Consider the following 13182-nt stretch of genomic DNA (forward strand, 5'->3'; position numbering starts at 1 on the left):
TCTGGCCCCGGATCGGTAGACCCGGGGCCAGACCCAGCGTCAGGCGAGGGCGGCGGCGAACATCCCCGGCTCGTACGACCCGCCCTTCTGGTGCACGATCACCGCCAACCGGTTCGCCGCGTTGATCAGCGCGACCAGGCACACCAGCGCCCCGATCTGGTCGTCGTCGTAGTGCTTGCGCACCAGCTCCCACGTCTCGTCGGAGACGCCGGTGGCGGCGTCGGCGAGCCGCGTACCCTCCTCGGCCAGTGCCAGCGCGGCCTGCTCCGCCTCGGTGAAGACCGTCGACTCCCGCCACGCCGCGACCAGGCTCAGCCGCACCGCGGACTCGCCGGCGGCCAGCGCCTCCTTGACGTGCATGTCGATGCACCAGCCGCAACCGTTGATCTGGCTGGCCCGCAGCGACACCAGCTCCTGCGTCGACGCTGGCAGCGGCGACTGCTGCACCACCAGGCCGGCGTTGGCGAACCGCTTGGCGAAGCGCATGGCGATCTCGTTGTCGAACAGGTTGAATCGGGCGTCCATCGTTCCGTCCTTCGCTCGTCGGGTGGGACGTACACGAGATGCCGGCCGCCCGGCGGCCGTGACAGGCCGGCCGGGTGACGGGCGCCACGGCGCCCGGCTGTCACACCGCGGCGGGTCGCGGCATCCCATGGGTGACGCACCACCGGCGAACAGGAGCAACCCCATGACGGGTACGCCGACCGACGCGGCCGACGCCGACCGGCCCGACCCGGCCACCGAGCTGTTCCTCCGGCACCGCAACCTGCTCTTCACCGTGGCGTACGAGATGCTCGGCTCGGCCGCCGACGCGGAGGACGTACTCCAGGAGACCTGGCTGCGGTGGGCGGGCGTCGACCTGGGCGCGGTCCGCGACCAGCGCGCCTACCTGGTACGGATCACCACCCGCCAGGCGCTCACCCGGCTACGGGTGCTCGGCCGTCGCAAGGAGTCCTACGTCGGGCCGTGGCTGCCCGAGCCGCTGCTCACCACCCCCGACGTCGCCGAGGACGTCGCGCTGGCCGACAGCGTGTCGATGGCCATGCTGCTGGTGCTGGAAACACTGGCGCCGACCGAACGCGCCGTGTTCGTCCTCCGCGAGGTCTTCGACCTGGGGTACGACGAGATCGCCGACGCCGTCGACAAGAGCCCCGCCGCCGTCCGGCAGATCGCCCACCGGGCCCGCGCGCACGTCGCCGCCCGCCGGCCGCGCCAGGTCGTCTCCGCCACCGAGACGCGGTACGCCCTGGACGCCTTCCGACGTGCCGTGGAGACCGGTGACCTGCAACGCCTGCTCGACATCCTCGCGCCCGACGTGGTGATGCTCGGCGACGGCGGAGGCATCAAGCAGGCCGTCCCCCGGCCGATCGTCGGCGCCGACAGGGTCGCCCGCCTGCTCGCCGGCGGCTGGGGCAAGATCGCCGGCAGCACCTCGTGGCGATCCACCCAGGTCAACGGCCACCCGGCGCTGATCGTCCAGCTCGACGGCGAGCTCGACACCGTCATCGCGGTACGCCTCGACGACGGCCGCATCACCGGCCTCTACGCCGTCCGCAACCCCGACAAGCTCTCCCACATGACCGAGGAGACCACCCTCTCCCGCTGACTGACGCGGCCTCTGATCCGTTTACGTCATCAGCTCCACAGCGTCCGAACCAGATCCTGGGCCGAAGGCCGAGCACCCGGGACTGGCCGTTCGGCGGGCGGAGACAACGCGAAACGGGTACGCGCCCGACTGGCATCGCTCGATATGCTCCCGCCCGCATGGCGATGCACGCCATCGGCTACGGGGGAGGTTCGATGATCGTGCGCGCGCGAAGACTGCTCGCGGCATCACTGGGAATCGTGCTCGGTGCGGGTCTGGTCGGCATCACCGCCGTGCCGGCGCAGGCCTACGGGCAGGACGTGAGCAAGTCCGGCTGGGCGTACACGGACTCCCGGTCGCCGGGCACGTCGTTCGTCGACCCGACCGGGGACGCGCCGATCGGCGCCTGGGCGGACGCCAGCGGCGCCAAGCACAAGTCGCGGTCCTACTTCACCTTCGACGTCTCGCGTTTCCGGGGCGCCATCATCCACAAGGCGGACCTGGTCATCGCGGAGCGGTCGGCGGCGGACTGCTCGACCGCCCAGCCGGTCGAGGTCTGGCGCACCGATGCGATCACGTCGACCACGAGCTGGCAGTCCTCACCGCGCCGGCGTGAGCTGCTCGGCACCGTCCAGGCCGGCGGCGAGGCCAGCTGCCCCGGCTACCTCGCCTGGGACATCATTCCCGCGCTGCAGAAGCTGGCGAAGCAGGGCTCGCAGACTCTGACCATCGAGGTCCGGGTGCCGCACGGGTACGAGGGCGACCTGTCCCACGGCCGCAAGCTGCGCCCGTTCCCGGTGATCCACGCCGAGGCCAACCAGGCGCCCACCGTGGCGCAGATCGGGCTGGAGTTTCCGGCCTGGGCGTGCGGCACCAAGGCGAAGCCGCAGCCCGTCGGCCCGCGCACCTACACGCTGATGGTCCGTGGCGACGACGCCGACCCCTACGACTACGACTACAACGGGAACTTCGCCGCCTGGCCGGTCGGTCACGAGGACCAGCGCTCCGAGCGGCTCGGCTCCAGCTACGGCAACCACCTGTCCAAGACCGGCTGGGACATGTCGCAGTACCCGGACGGCACCGTGGTCGCCTGGACCGCCCGTGCCTACGACGGCCAGGACTACTCGAAGTGGGCCAAGCCGTGCTACGTGAAGGTCGACGCCGTGCGGCCGGCCACGCCGGTGGTCAGCTCGGTGACGTACCCGAACGACGGCCAGGCGCACGGCGGCAGCGGCGTTCCCGGCACCTTCACGTTCACCGCGAACGGGTCGAAGGACGTGGTCGGCTACTACTGGGGCCGCTTCGGCCAGACGTACAACTACATCCCCGCACCGAAGCCGGGCGCGGACGTCACGCTGGAGTACGCGCCGACCTCGTTCGTCGAGTCGCTGAGCGTGCGCAGCGTGGACAGCGCGTCGAACTCCTCCGAGACGACCCGGTACGAGTTCTTCGCCAAGTCCACCGCGCCGGGGGTGCGGGTGACGATGGGCGGCGTCGGCCTGCCCAGCCGACTGGCCATCACGACCAACGTCGAGGGGGTCACCCAGTTCGGGTACACGATCGGTGTCGGCGACGAGGTCCGGGTGCCGGCGGACGCCGACGGCACCACCGAGGTCCCGGTGGTCTTCCCGACGACCGGGATCACCAAGGTGCAGGTGCGCAGCTATGTCGGCACCGAGTTCGTCGGCGCGCACACCGAGGACGTGCTGGTCCGCGACACCCCGTTCGTGGAGTCGACCGACTTCACCGCGGACCACAACGGCGTGGTCGACCGCCCGGGCAGCTTCACCTTCCGACCGGGCCGCACCGGCGTGGTCGCCTACGAGTACACGCTCGGTAACGAGGAGACCAAGCGGATCGACGCGGCGGCGGACGGCACCGCGGTGCTGCGCTGGACGCCCACCGAGCCCAACTGGTACGTGCTGGGCGTCCGCAGCGTCGCCGCCGACGGCACCTACTCGGACGGTACGCAGTACGAGTTCAGCGTCATCGACACGAAGCCGTCGGTCTCCTCCGGCACCTACTACGAGAACGGTGCGTGGGGTGGCGTCGGCATCCCCGGCGAGTTCAACTTCGACACCGCGATGCCCGACGTCGACGCCTACGTCTACCGGCTCAACGACGGGCCCGAGCAGACCGTCGACCCGGACTACAGCTGGGCGCGGGTGACGCTGACGCCGGACCGCTCCGGCGCCAACACCCTCGCCGTGCGCACCCGCTTCCAGGACGGCACCTTCTCGCCGACGCGCACCTACACCTTCGAGGTGAGCGACGCGCCGGTGGTGACCTCCACCGACTACCCGGAGAACGGCTTCGCCGGGCAGCCCGGGCAGCCCGGGCGCTTCACCTTCCACCCCGGCCGCGCCGGCGTGACCGAATACCGCTACACCCTGGAGTACAGCGGGGACGAGCAGGTGGTGGCCGCCGGGGCGGACGGCACGGCGACGGTCGAGATCACGCCGACGCACTCCGGGTTCACCCAGTTGACCGTCACCAGCCGGGCGGCCGACGGCACGGCCACCCCCGAGCGGCAGTACTACTTCTCCGTACGGGACCCGCGGGTGAACGTCAGCAGCGCCTACGACGAGTACACCCCGCGTGGCGGGATCGGTTCCGTCGGCACGTTCGGGGTCTACACCGAGATCAGCGAGGTGACGACCTTCGAGTACCAGCTCAACGGCGGCCCCTGGCGGAGCGTGCCGAAGACCCCCGACTCGTCGGTGACCGACATCGGGGTGACGATGGACCGCAACGGCCCGAACCTCCTCTCGGTGCGCGGCCGTACCGCGTCCGGCGAGTACACGCCGCAGACCGACTACCCGTTCCTGGTCGGCACCGCGCCGCTGGTGTCGTCGGGCAGCTACCCGGCCGGTGAGTGGGCCGGCGGCGTGGACGTGCCGGGCGAGTTCACCTTCACCCAGGGCAGCCCGGGTGTCGTGGACTTCGAGTACACCGTGGACGACGGGACGCCGGCCACGGTGTCGGCGAGCACCGCCGGAACCGCCACCGTGAACTGGACGCCGAGCACGGCCGGCTCGCACAGCATGAGCGTGCGCGGCCGTACCGCCGACGGGTCATGGACCGACTCGACGAGCTACTACTTCCTGGTCAACTACTCCTGACCGGCAGTTGACGTGGTGGGCCGCCCCGCGACGGGACGGCCCACCACCACTGCCCGAGGGCGCGCCGACCGTCGGTCCACGGCCACTGCGGTCAGCGGGCCGGCACCGGCTCCCGGTCCGCGGAGATGATGCTGCTCAGGGTGCCGACGAGCGAGGTGGTTTCGCCCGCCCAGACGAACCGGAAGTCCCTACGCCAACCCGGTGCCACGGTGCTCCCTCACGATGCGCGGAGCTGCCTGCCGGGCGGCGCGGCCGCCGGGGTGGTACGCCGACCCCTCCAGCCCGCACGCGCGATCGTCGGCGGTTACCGCCACAACTGCCTCCCCCGTGCCCGAGGCCGGCAACGGCGCCGGCCACGATCAGGAAGCGAGTCTGCCCGACGGGTCCGACAGTCGCTGTCCGGCGGGACGCGGCCGAGGCACCACGCGTGGCGGCTGATTCGTTTACGTCATCAGCTCCATAGTGTCCGAACCGGACTCCTGGCCCCCGGTGAGGAGCCGCGCAGCCCGGCACGGCAGCAGGCCGCCGGGCCCGCCGCTGCCGGGCCGCGTGGCCCAACCAGGGTCAGTCGAACGACGGCAGCGACGGGCCGAGCACGTCGTCGGCGTCCACGATGGTGTACGCGTACCCCTGCTCGGCGAGGAACCGCTGCCGGTGCGCGGCGTACTCGGTGTCGATGGTGTCCCGGGAGACCACCGTGTAGAAGTGCGCCTGCCGGCCGTCGGCCTTCGGCCGCAGTACCCGACCGAGCCGCTGCGCCTCCTCCTGCCGGGAGCCGAAGGTGCCGGACACCTGGATCGCCACCGCCGCCTCCGGCAGGTCGATCGAGAAGTTTCCCACCTTCGAGATCACCAGGGTGCGCAGCTCGCCCGAGCGGAACGCGTCGAACAGCCGCTCCCGTTCCTTGTTCGTGGTCGAGCCCTGGATGATCGGCGCGTCGAGGTATTCCCCGAGCTGGTGCAGCTGGTCGATGTACGCGCCGATCACCAGCACCTGGTCGTCCGGATGCCGGTCCACCAGCGCCTTCACCACCGGCAGCTTCGTGCGGGCGGTCGCCGCCATCCGGTAGCGCTCCTCGGCCTCCGCCGTCGCGTACGCCATCCGCTCCGCGTCGGTCAGCGTCACCCGCACCTCGACACACTCGGCCGGGGCGATCCAGCCCTGCGACTCGATGTCCTTCCACGGCGCGTCGTACCGCTTCGGGCCGATCAGGCTGAACACGTCGCCCTCCCGGCCGTCCTCGCGTACCAGCGTCGCGGTGAGGCCCAGCCGGCGGCGGGCCTGGAGGTCCGCGGTGAACCGGAAGATCGGCGCGGGCAGCAGGTGCACCTCGTCGTAGACGACCAGGCCCCAGTCGCGGGCGCCGAACAGGTCCAGGTGGGTGAACGCGCCGCCGCGCCGCGAGGTGAGCACCTGGTACGTGGCGATGGTGACCGGGCGGATCTCCTTGCGCTCGCCCGAGTACTCGCCGATCTCCTCCTCGGTCAGCGAGGTGCGGGCGATCAGCTCCCGCTTCCACTGCCGGCCGGCGACGGTGTTCGTCACCAGGATCAGCGTGGTCGCCTTCGCCTCGGCCATCGCCGCCGCCCCGACCAGCGTCTTGCCGGCGCCGCAGGGCAGCACCACCACGCCCGACCCGCCGGCCCAGAACGCCTCCACCGCCTCCCGCTGGTACGACCGCAGCGTGAACGGCTTACCACCGTCCCCGCCGTCCTCGGCCAGCTCGATGGGGTGCGCCTCACCGTCGACGTACCCGGCCAGGTCCTCCGCCGGCCAGCCCAGCTTCAGCAGCGCCTGCTTGAGCCGACCCCGCTCGGACGGGTGCACCTGGATGGTGTCGTCGTCGATCTTGTTGCCGAGCATGCCGGCGAGCTTCTTGCTCTTCGCCACCTCGATCAGCACCATCCGGTCCAGCCCGCGCAGCACCAGGCCGTGCGCCGGGTCGTTGGCCAGCTGCAACCGGCCGTACCGGTCCATGGTGTCGGCCACGTCGACCAGCAGCGCGTGCGGCACCGGGTAGCGGCTGTACTTGATCAGGGCGTCCACCACGGCCTCGGCGTCGTGGCCGGCGGCCCGGGCGTTCCACAACCCCAGCGGCGTCAGCCGGTAGGTGTGCACGTGCTCCGGGGAGCGCTCCAGCTCGGCGAACGGGGCGATCGCCATCCGGCAGGACTGCGCGTCCGGGTGGTCGATCTCCAGCAGCAGGGTCTTGTCGGACTGGACGATCAGTGGTCCACTGCTCACGCCAACGTCCTCCTGAAGCTCGGCTGGCCGGCCACCTCGCGCGACATCCGCCGCAGGCCGACCATCCAGTGTTGCACGGGCCCGCGGTCGCGCCGAGAATTTGCTTCACCGGGCGCAACCACCACCGGGGTCTGAACGTCTAGCAAGGGGACGGACGATTCGGGGAGGGCCTTTATGACCATCAACCGCATATCCACTCGGGTCGCCGCCCTGGCTGTGGTCACGCTGGTCGGCGCGGGTGGGTGCGCGTTCGATCCGCAGGCCGACCCGGGTGGCGTTGGAGGAGGGCTCGCCCCGGTCGGCAGCGCGGAACAGGGAACGGGGGCGAGCGTCGCCTCCCTGCCCGACCAGCTGACCCGGCCCGTCACCAAGGCCACCACGACCACCACCGCGTCCCGCGCCGGCACGGCGAAGACCACGGCAGGCAGGGCGAAGACCACCGGTGGCACGGCGAAGACCGGCGCGGCCACGCCGGTGCCGGCCACCCCGCCCCGCCCCCGTCGGGGGGTGCCGGCCACGCCCACCCGCTGCGAGCAGGGCGAGCACCAGCGCGACGTCGAGGCGTACCTGGCCAAGCTGGGCGGCTTCGGGCCGGTCGTGGTCGACGGCAGGCAGTCCGACACCGACTGCTTCGCGATCAAGAAGTTCCAGCAGCGGTACGACATCCGCCCCGCCGCCGGTCGCGCCGGCCCGCTCACCTACGACGTGGCGAAGCGGCTGGCCACCACCAGCCCCGCCGCCTGCAACGCCGGCTCCGGCACCACGTTCTGCGTCGACCTGACCCGGCAGACCACCTGGGTGATGCGGGACGGCAAGGTCGTCGCCGGCCCCACCGTCACCCGCACCGGCATGTCCGGCTACGCCACCCCCACCGGCAGCTACACGATCAACCTGCGCAACCTCAAGGAGTGGTCCGACCCGTACGACGTCTGGCTGCCGTACTGGCAGCGGTTCAACGGCGGGATCGGCTTCCACCAGACCACCACCTACCTGCACAACTCGGCGATCGGCTCGCACGGCTGCGTCAACCTGCTGCCCACCGACGCGGTCCGCTGGTGGGAGCTGGGCAAGGTCGGCAACACCGTCAAGGTCTTCGGCCGCCGCCCCGGCACCTGAGCCTCGGCATGACCGTCGACCGGGACACGCTCGACGACGCGCCGGACGGGTCGCCGTCCGGCGCGGTCAGCACGGCGACCCTGGTCGGCTACGCCGTCGCCGGGGTCGCCCTGCTCGGCTGGTTCCTGTTCGGCTGGCTGGTGCAGCGGCAGGGCTTCGTCGCCTCGGTCGGGGAGACCGCCGGCACCGCGTTCGCCCTGCTGCTGGTCGTCTCCGTGGTCGGCACCGTACGCCGCGACCGTGGCTGAGCCGCCACGGCTGGTGAGCGCCGGTCAGTCCTCGCGGACGGCGGCGGTGATCCGGTGCAGCGCGAAGGTGTGCAGCATCTCCGTGCGCTCGTCCTCCGCCCGTAGGTAGCCGGCGCCGATCGACACCGGCCGGACCAGCCGCGACGTGGTCGCCCCGTGCGCGTCGACGTAACCGACCCAGACCAGCGCCTTGTCCCGCACCGCCTGCTGGAGCACCGCGAGCGCCTCGCTGTGCCCGTGCGCCGGCGCCGGACCGCCGGCCGCCACCCCGCCGCGCACCACCGCCGGCGCCCGCCGCGCCGCCCGGGCCGCCGCGTCGCCGCGCCGGATCTGCTCCACCACGCCCAGCAGCCGCGGCATCGGCAGCCGCGGGGTCGCCATCGGATCCACCGCGCGGGTGGTCACCGGCGTCCGGGCCGGCGCCCGCCGGGTCCTCGGCCGGGCCAGCACCGCCGCGCCGGAGGCGTCCTCCGGCACCGGCGCGAACCCGGCGTCGCGCAACGCGATCAGCATCCGCTGCACCTGGTACGGGGTGGCCAGCACCGTCGGGGCCAGCCGGCGGAACGCCAGCGGCTCCAACCGGCGGTCCGCCAGCACCTCGGCCAGCAGCGCCTCGTCGTCGCTGCGCACGTACCCCCCGGCGGAGCCGACCCGCAGCCCGCCGTGCTTACGGGCCACGTCGTCCACCAGGTACGTCAACCCCTGCGGCACGGGTGTGCGGGACCGGCGGCGGAACAGCGCGTGCAGGTCGTCGGCCGTGTAACCGGCGTCCAGGGCGCGCCGCACGCTGGCCGTGGTGACCCGGTGCACGCTCGCCCCGCCGGCCGACTCCAGCTCGGCCACCACGTCCAGCTCGGCGGCGAGCGCCGGGTCGGGCGGGCCGGGCACCACCACGCTCAGGTCAGCCTGCACCAGGAAGTGGTCGACCGGGGCGGGCAGCAGCGCGTCCAGCGCCCGCACCGTCGCCGACGGGTCGCCGCTCTCCGCCTCCGAGTGCAGCCCCAGCGGGTCGTCGCCCCGCTCACCGGCGCCCGTCACGTCCGCCAGCAGCACCCGCCCGTACGAGGTGAGCGCCCCCAGCCCCGTCACGCCCAGCTGGGCCGCCTCGGCCAGCACCTCCCGGTGCGCGTTCTCCCGGCCCCGGCTGCGCCGTGGCGCCCGCCAGTCCAGCAGCTCCAGCACCTCGTCCGGGGTGGGCGCGGTGGCCGGCTCCAGATCGGCCAGCACCCCGAGCACCGCCCGTCGGGCGGCCGGCGCGCCGGCCCGTTCCGCCTCGGCGGAGAGCACGCTGATCGGCCGGTCCCGGTCGTCCCGCTGGCCGACCAGGCCCACCTGCCGGCTCATCGTCAGCCACGCCCGGGCCAACTGCTCCCAGCGGTACGCCAGCGACATGGCCCGCCACACCTCGTACCCGCCGGTGGGCACCACCTGCTGGTCGGCGCCGTACCGGCCGGTGGTCGCCCCCGGCACGTCCAGCTCGCCGACCAGGCCGGCCGCGTACGCCACCTCGAAGACCAGCGCGGTGGTCGACTCGTCGACGCCCAGCGTGCGGGCCAGCCGACGCAGGTCACGCACCCCGACGCCGCCCGAGCGCAGCACCGGCGCCGGCTCGTTGGTCAGGCCCTCCAGCAGCGCCTCGGTGTGCCGTACCACCTCCATGGTCTGCCCGGCGCCGGCCGAGTCGACCGCCTTCGCCTCTCGCGGTGCGGCCGAGACCGGCGGTGGGCTGGTCCGCAGCGGGCCGAGTGGGCCGGTGTCCCGGCGCAGCAACAGCCCCACCTCGCGGGGCAGCTCCACGGTGCCGGTGGCCACCTGCACCAGCAGCCTCGCCTCCACCAGCCAGCGCACCGGCGAGCCGGTCGGCGAACCGCCGTTCACGTCGTCCGGGGGCAGCTCGTCCTGCGCGCCGACCGCCGGGGCCCGCAGCGCGCCGGCCGGCACGCTGCCCACCGGCGGGCCGGCGGCCAACCTGTCCAGGATCGCCCGGGCCGACGGCGGGGCGGCCAGCAGGGTGCGGCGCAGCTTCGCCGGGTCCGCGCAGACCGCGGCCGTGCGCGGGTCCAGGCTCGCCGCCGGTCGGCCCAGCCCGGCCGGGTACGGGGCCAGCTCGTCCACGCTGCCCGCCACGCGGAGCGCGTGCTCCGGGCCGTACAGGAGGAAGAGCGCGCGGAGTTTGCCCACCGCGCCCCGGACGGTGGCCGGGGCCGGCGGGTGCGGGCCGGCGGTGGCCATGGCGAGCACCGCCTCGGGGCTGGTGGTGCCGTCGTCCGGGTGTCGGGTGAGCCGGGCGGCGTCGAGGATCTGCAGGGTGAACTGGTCCAGCCCGTCCAGCGCCCGGGCGACCGACACCCGCGACTCGGCGCGCAGGGCCAGCGCGGCGACGTCGGCGGGCACCGGCACGACGAGGTCGGGCCGCAGTTGGAGCAGGGCGGCGAGCGACTCGTCCGGCAGGGCGCGCAGGTGGTCGGCGAGTGAGGTGGTCATCGTCGTTCCACGCTAGCCCGCGGGTGGGCTTTCCCGCCCCTCGGACGTCCGGCTCGGCCGGGCCTGTCCGGGTACGTTCTCAGGATGCCCGCGCTGATGGTCGGTTTCGACCTCGACATGACCCTGGTCGACTCGCGCCCCGGGATCGCCGCGGCGTTCCGCGCGCTGACCGCGCGCACCGGTGTGCCGGTGGACGCCGACCTGGCGGTGAGCCGGTTGGGGCCGCCGCTGCGCACCGAGATCGCCCACTGGTTCCCGCCCGAGCAGGTCGAGGAGGCGGTGCTCACGTACCGGGAGCTGTATCCGGCGTACGCGATCACCCCGACCGTGCCGATGCCGGGCGCGGCGGCGGCGATCGCCGCGGTGCACGAGCGGGGCGGCCGGGTCATGGTGGTCACCGCCAAACTGGGCCGGCTGGCGAAGCTGCACCTGGACCACCTGGGGCTGCCGGTGGACGAGCTGGCCGGTGACCTCTTCGCCGACCAGAAGGCGACCGCGCTGCGGGAGCACGGGGCGACCCTCTACGTCGGGGACCACGTGGCCGACATGGTGGCGGCCGGGGCCGCCGGGATTCCCGGGGTCGCGGTGGCCACCGGCCCGTGCACGGCCGGTGAGCTGCGCGACGCCGGAGCGTACGCGGTGCTTGACGATCTTCGGCAATTCCCGGCGGCGCTCGACCGGATCATCGGGCTAGCCTTGGAGCAGTAGTCATGACGAGTGAAGCAGGGGTTCCAAGGTGCCGACGGGGCGAGTGAAGTGGTACGACGCGGCCAAGGGGTACGGGTTCGTCACCAGCGACGAGGGCGGGGACGTGTTCCTGCCGAAGGCCGCGCTGCCGGCGGGCGTCACCGACCTCAAGGGCGGTCAACGGATCGACTTCAGCGTGGTGGACAGCCGCCGGGGCAGCCAGGCGATGGGCGCCAAGCTGTTGGAGGCTCCGCCGTCGGTGGCCGAGCTGCGCCGGCGCCCGGCCGAGGAGCTGCACGGCCTGGTCGAGGACATGATCAAGGTGCTCGAGGCGAAGGTCCAGCCGGACCTGCGCCGCGGCCGCTTCCCCGACCGTAAGGCGGCCCAGAAGATCGCCCAGCTGGTGCACGCGGTGGCGCGCGAGCTGGAGGTCTGAGGGTCAGCTCGCGGGGGTGCGGAGGCCGGCGGCGCGGGGGATCAGCCCGGCGTCGGCGGCCCGGCCGAGCAGCGCGTCGACCGCGGCGAAGCCCGCCTCGCCCAGGTCGGCGGTGAACTCGTTGACGTAGAGGCCGATGTGCCGGTCCACCACGTCCAGCTCCATCTCCTGGGCGTGGGCGAGGACGTAGTCGCGGCTCGCGGCCGGGTCCGCCCACGCCTGCCGGACGGACTCCCGGACCCAGCCGGCGGCCTCCATCGGGTCGACGGCGCCCTTGCGGGCCAGGATCGCGCCGAGCGGGATGGGCAGGCCGGTGTCGGCCTCCCACCACTCGCCGAGGTCGACCAGCGCGGTCAGCCCGTGCCGCGGGTAGGTGAACCGGGCCTCGTGGATCACCAGCCCGGCGTCGTACCGGCCGGCGGCCACCCCGGGCATGATCTCGTGGAACGGCACCACCTCGATCCGCGCCGGCGGCCGGCCGGCGGACCAGAGCCGGAACAGCAGGTACGCCGTGGTCCGGTCGCCCGGCACCGCCACGGTCGCCCCGCTCAGGTCAGTGCGGTCGCCGCGGGTGAGCACCAGCGGCCCGCAGCCGCGACCGAGCGCCCCGCCGCAGGGCAGCAGGTGGTAGTCGTCGAGCAGCCAGGGCAGTGCCGCGTAGCTCACCTTGACCAGGTCGAACGCGCCGCGCTCGGCGGCCGTGTTGGTGACGTCCACGTCCGCGTACGTCACCTCGACCGGCGGCGCGCCGGGCACCCGACCGTGCACCAGGGCGTCGAAGACGAACGTGTCGTTGGGGCAGGGCGAGATCGCCAGGGTGAGCGCCACGCCCCCACGGTAGCCCCGCCCCGGCGCCCCGGCCCGCCGCGCCCGTCGCCTGTGATCCAGCCGGCGATCCGTCCGGTGGCGGGGCGGTACCAGCGCGGCCCCGACGGGCCGATGGCTGATTCCGCGATGGTGGTGTCGGCTGTGCTGGGGTGCTCTGTCGGTTCGCTTTGGAGCTGATGACGTAAACGATTCACGGCTCCGCTCCGCCGCTCCGCCGCTCCGCCGCTCCGGCGCTCCGGCGCTCCGGAGGAGCGGGCAGCTGCTGTGACCGGTGAACGATCTGCCGGCGGATGCGGGCGAATCGTTTACGTCATCAGCTCCAAAGGGCCCGCCGCTACCGGGTCATCCCCAGGCAGTCGGGTTTTCCACAGCCTTATCCACAGGATCGGGGTGGCTGTTGATAGCGGCGGGTGGGTTGGCCCAGCCTTGACC

The 13182-nt window shown here is 73.1% G+C and carries 10 protein-coding genes; 6 read left to right on the forward strand and 4 right to left on the reverse strand.

Annotation, left to right across the window (positions count from 1 at the left end; all coding sequences use genetic code 11):
* Window positions 1–39 precede the first annotated feature (39 nt).
* Window positions 40–525 carry a carboxymuconolactone decarboxylase family protein gene (locus ACFY3U_RS09345; protein ID WP_387197481.1) on the reverse strand — a complete coding sequence of 162 codons (486 nt, stop codon included), beginning with the start codon at window positions 523–525 and terminating at the stop codon, window positions 40–42.
* 163 nt (window positions 526–688) lie between these two features.
* On the opposite strand from ACFY3U_RS09345, the gene ACFY3U_RS09350 reads away from it, so the two are divergent.
* Entirely contained in the window at window positions 689–1606 is a 918-nt protein-coding gene (locus ACFY3U_RS09350) for an RNA polymerase sigma-70 factor (protein ID WP_387197484.1), read from the forward strand.
* Between the two features lie 158 nt (window positions 1607–1764).
* Window positions 1765–4707, forward strand: a complete 2943-nt coding sequence (locus ACFY3U_RS09355) for a hypothetical protein (protein ID WP_387197487.1) — start codon at window positions 1765–1767, stop codon at window positions 4705–4707.
* Window positions 4708–5271: 564 nt separating this feature from the next.
* On the opposite strand, the gene ACFY3U_RS09360 is transcribed toward ACFY3U_RS09355, so the two are convergent.
* Window positions 5272–6951: a DNA repair helicase XPB gene (locus ACFY3U_RS09360; protein ID WP_387197490.1), complete on the reverse strand. Its 1680-nt coding sequence runs from the start codon at window positions 6949–6951 to the stop codon at window positions 5272–5274.
* A 174-nt stretch (window positions 6952–7125) separates the two neighbouring features.
* Here ACFY3U_RS09360 and ACFY3U_RS09365 point away from each other — a divergent pair, with 174 nt between their 5' ends.
* On the forward strand, window positions 7126–8067 hold the full coding sequence (locus ACFY3U_RS09365) for a L,D-transpeptidase (protein ID WP_387197493.1): 942 nt from the start codon (window positions 7126–7128) through the stop codon (window positions 8065–8067).
* Window positions 8068–8075: 8 nt separating this feature from the next.
* Entirely contained in the window at window positions 8076–8315 is a 240-nt protein-coding gene (locus tag ACFY3U_RS09370; protein WP_387197496.1) for a hypothetical protein, read from the forward strand.
* Window positions 8316–8339: 24 nt separating this feature from the next.
* Here the strand turns inward: ACFY3U_RS09370 and ACFY3U_RS09375 are convergent, their stop codons facing one another.
* Window positions 8340–10799 carry a helicase-associated domain-containing protein gene (locus tag ACFY3U_RS09375; protein WP_387197499.1) on the reverse strand — a complete coding sequence of 820 codons (2460 nt, stop codon included), beginning with the start codon at window positions 10797–10799 and terminating at the stop codon, window positions 8340–8342.
* A gap of 84 nt (window positions 10800–10883) precedes the next feature.
* On the opposite strand from ACFY3U_RS09375, the gene ACFY3U_RS09380 reads away from it, so the two are divergent.
* Both ACFY3U_RS09380 and ACFY3U_RS09385 read left to right on the forward strand, forming a co-directional pair.
* The gene (locus ACFY3U_RS09380; protein ID WP_387197502.1) at window positions 10884–11507 is read left to right on the forward strand and encodes an HAD family hydrolase; all 624 of its coding nucleotides are present in this window, start codon (window positions 10884–10886) and stop codon (window positions 11505–11507) included.
* 28 nt (window positions 11508–11535) lie between these two features.
* Complete coding sequence (locus ACFY3U_RS09385) at window positions 11536–11922, forward strand: cold-shock protein (protein ID WP_387197505.1); 387 nt, start codon at window positions 11536–11538, stop codon at window positions 11920–11922.
* Window positions 11923–11925: 3 nt separating this feature from the next.
* Here the strand turns inward: ACFY3U_RS09385 and ACFY3U_RS09390 are convergent, their stop codons facing one another.
* Window positions 11926–12750: a 1,4-dihydroxy-6-naphthoate synthase gene (locus ACFY3U_RS09390; protein ID WP_387197507.1), complete on the reverse strand. Its 825-nt coding sequence runs from the start codon at window positions 12748–12750 to the stop codon at window positions 11926–11928.
* Window positions 12751–13182: the final 432 nt, after the last annotated feature.

This window comes from Micromonospora sp. NPDC000089, from assembly GCF_042899365.1.
Taxonomy (GTDB): domain Bacteria; phylum Actinomycetota; class Actinomycetes; order Mycobacteriales; family Micromonosporaceae; genus Micromonospora.

Coding starts and splice junctions, on each gene's coding strand:
- ACFY3U_RS09380 (WP_387197502.1), top strand. CDS start 10,884: ATGCCCGCGCTGATGGTCGGTTTCGACCTCGACATGACCCTGGTCGAC.
- ACFY3U_RS09345 (WP_387197481.1), bottom strand. CDS start 525: ATGGACGCCCGATTCAACCTGTTCGACAACGAGATCGCCATGCGCTTC.
- ACFY3U_RS09355 (WP_387197487.1), top strand. CDS start 1,765: ATGGCGATGCACGCCATCGGCTACGGGGGAGGTTCGATGATCGTGCGC.
- ACFY3U_RS09370 (WP_387197496.1), top strand. CDS start 8,076: ATGACCGTCGACCGGGACACGCTCGACGACGCGCCGGACGGGTCGCCG.
- ACFY3U_RS09350 (WP_387197484.1), top strand. CDS start 689: ATGACGGGTACGCCGACCGACGCGGCCGACGCCGACCGGCCCGACCCG.
- ACFY3U_RS09375 (WP_387197499.1), bottom strand. CDS start 10,799: ATGACCACCTCACTCGCCGACCACCTGCGCGCCCTGCCGGACGAGTCG.
- ACFY3U_RS09365 (WP_387197493.1), top strand. CDS start 7,126: ATGACCATCAACCGCATATCCACTCGGGTCGCCGCCCTGGCTGTGGTC.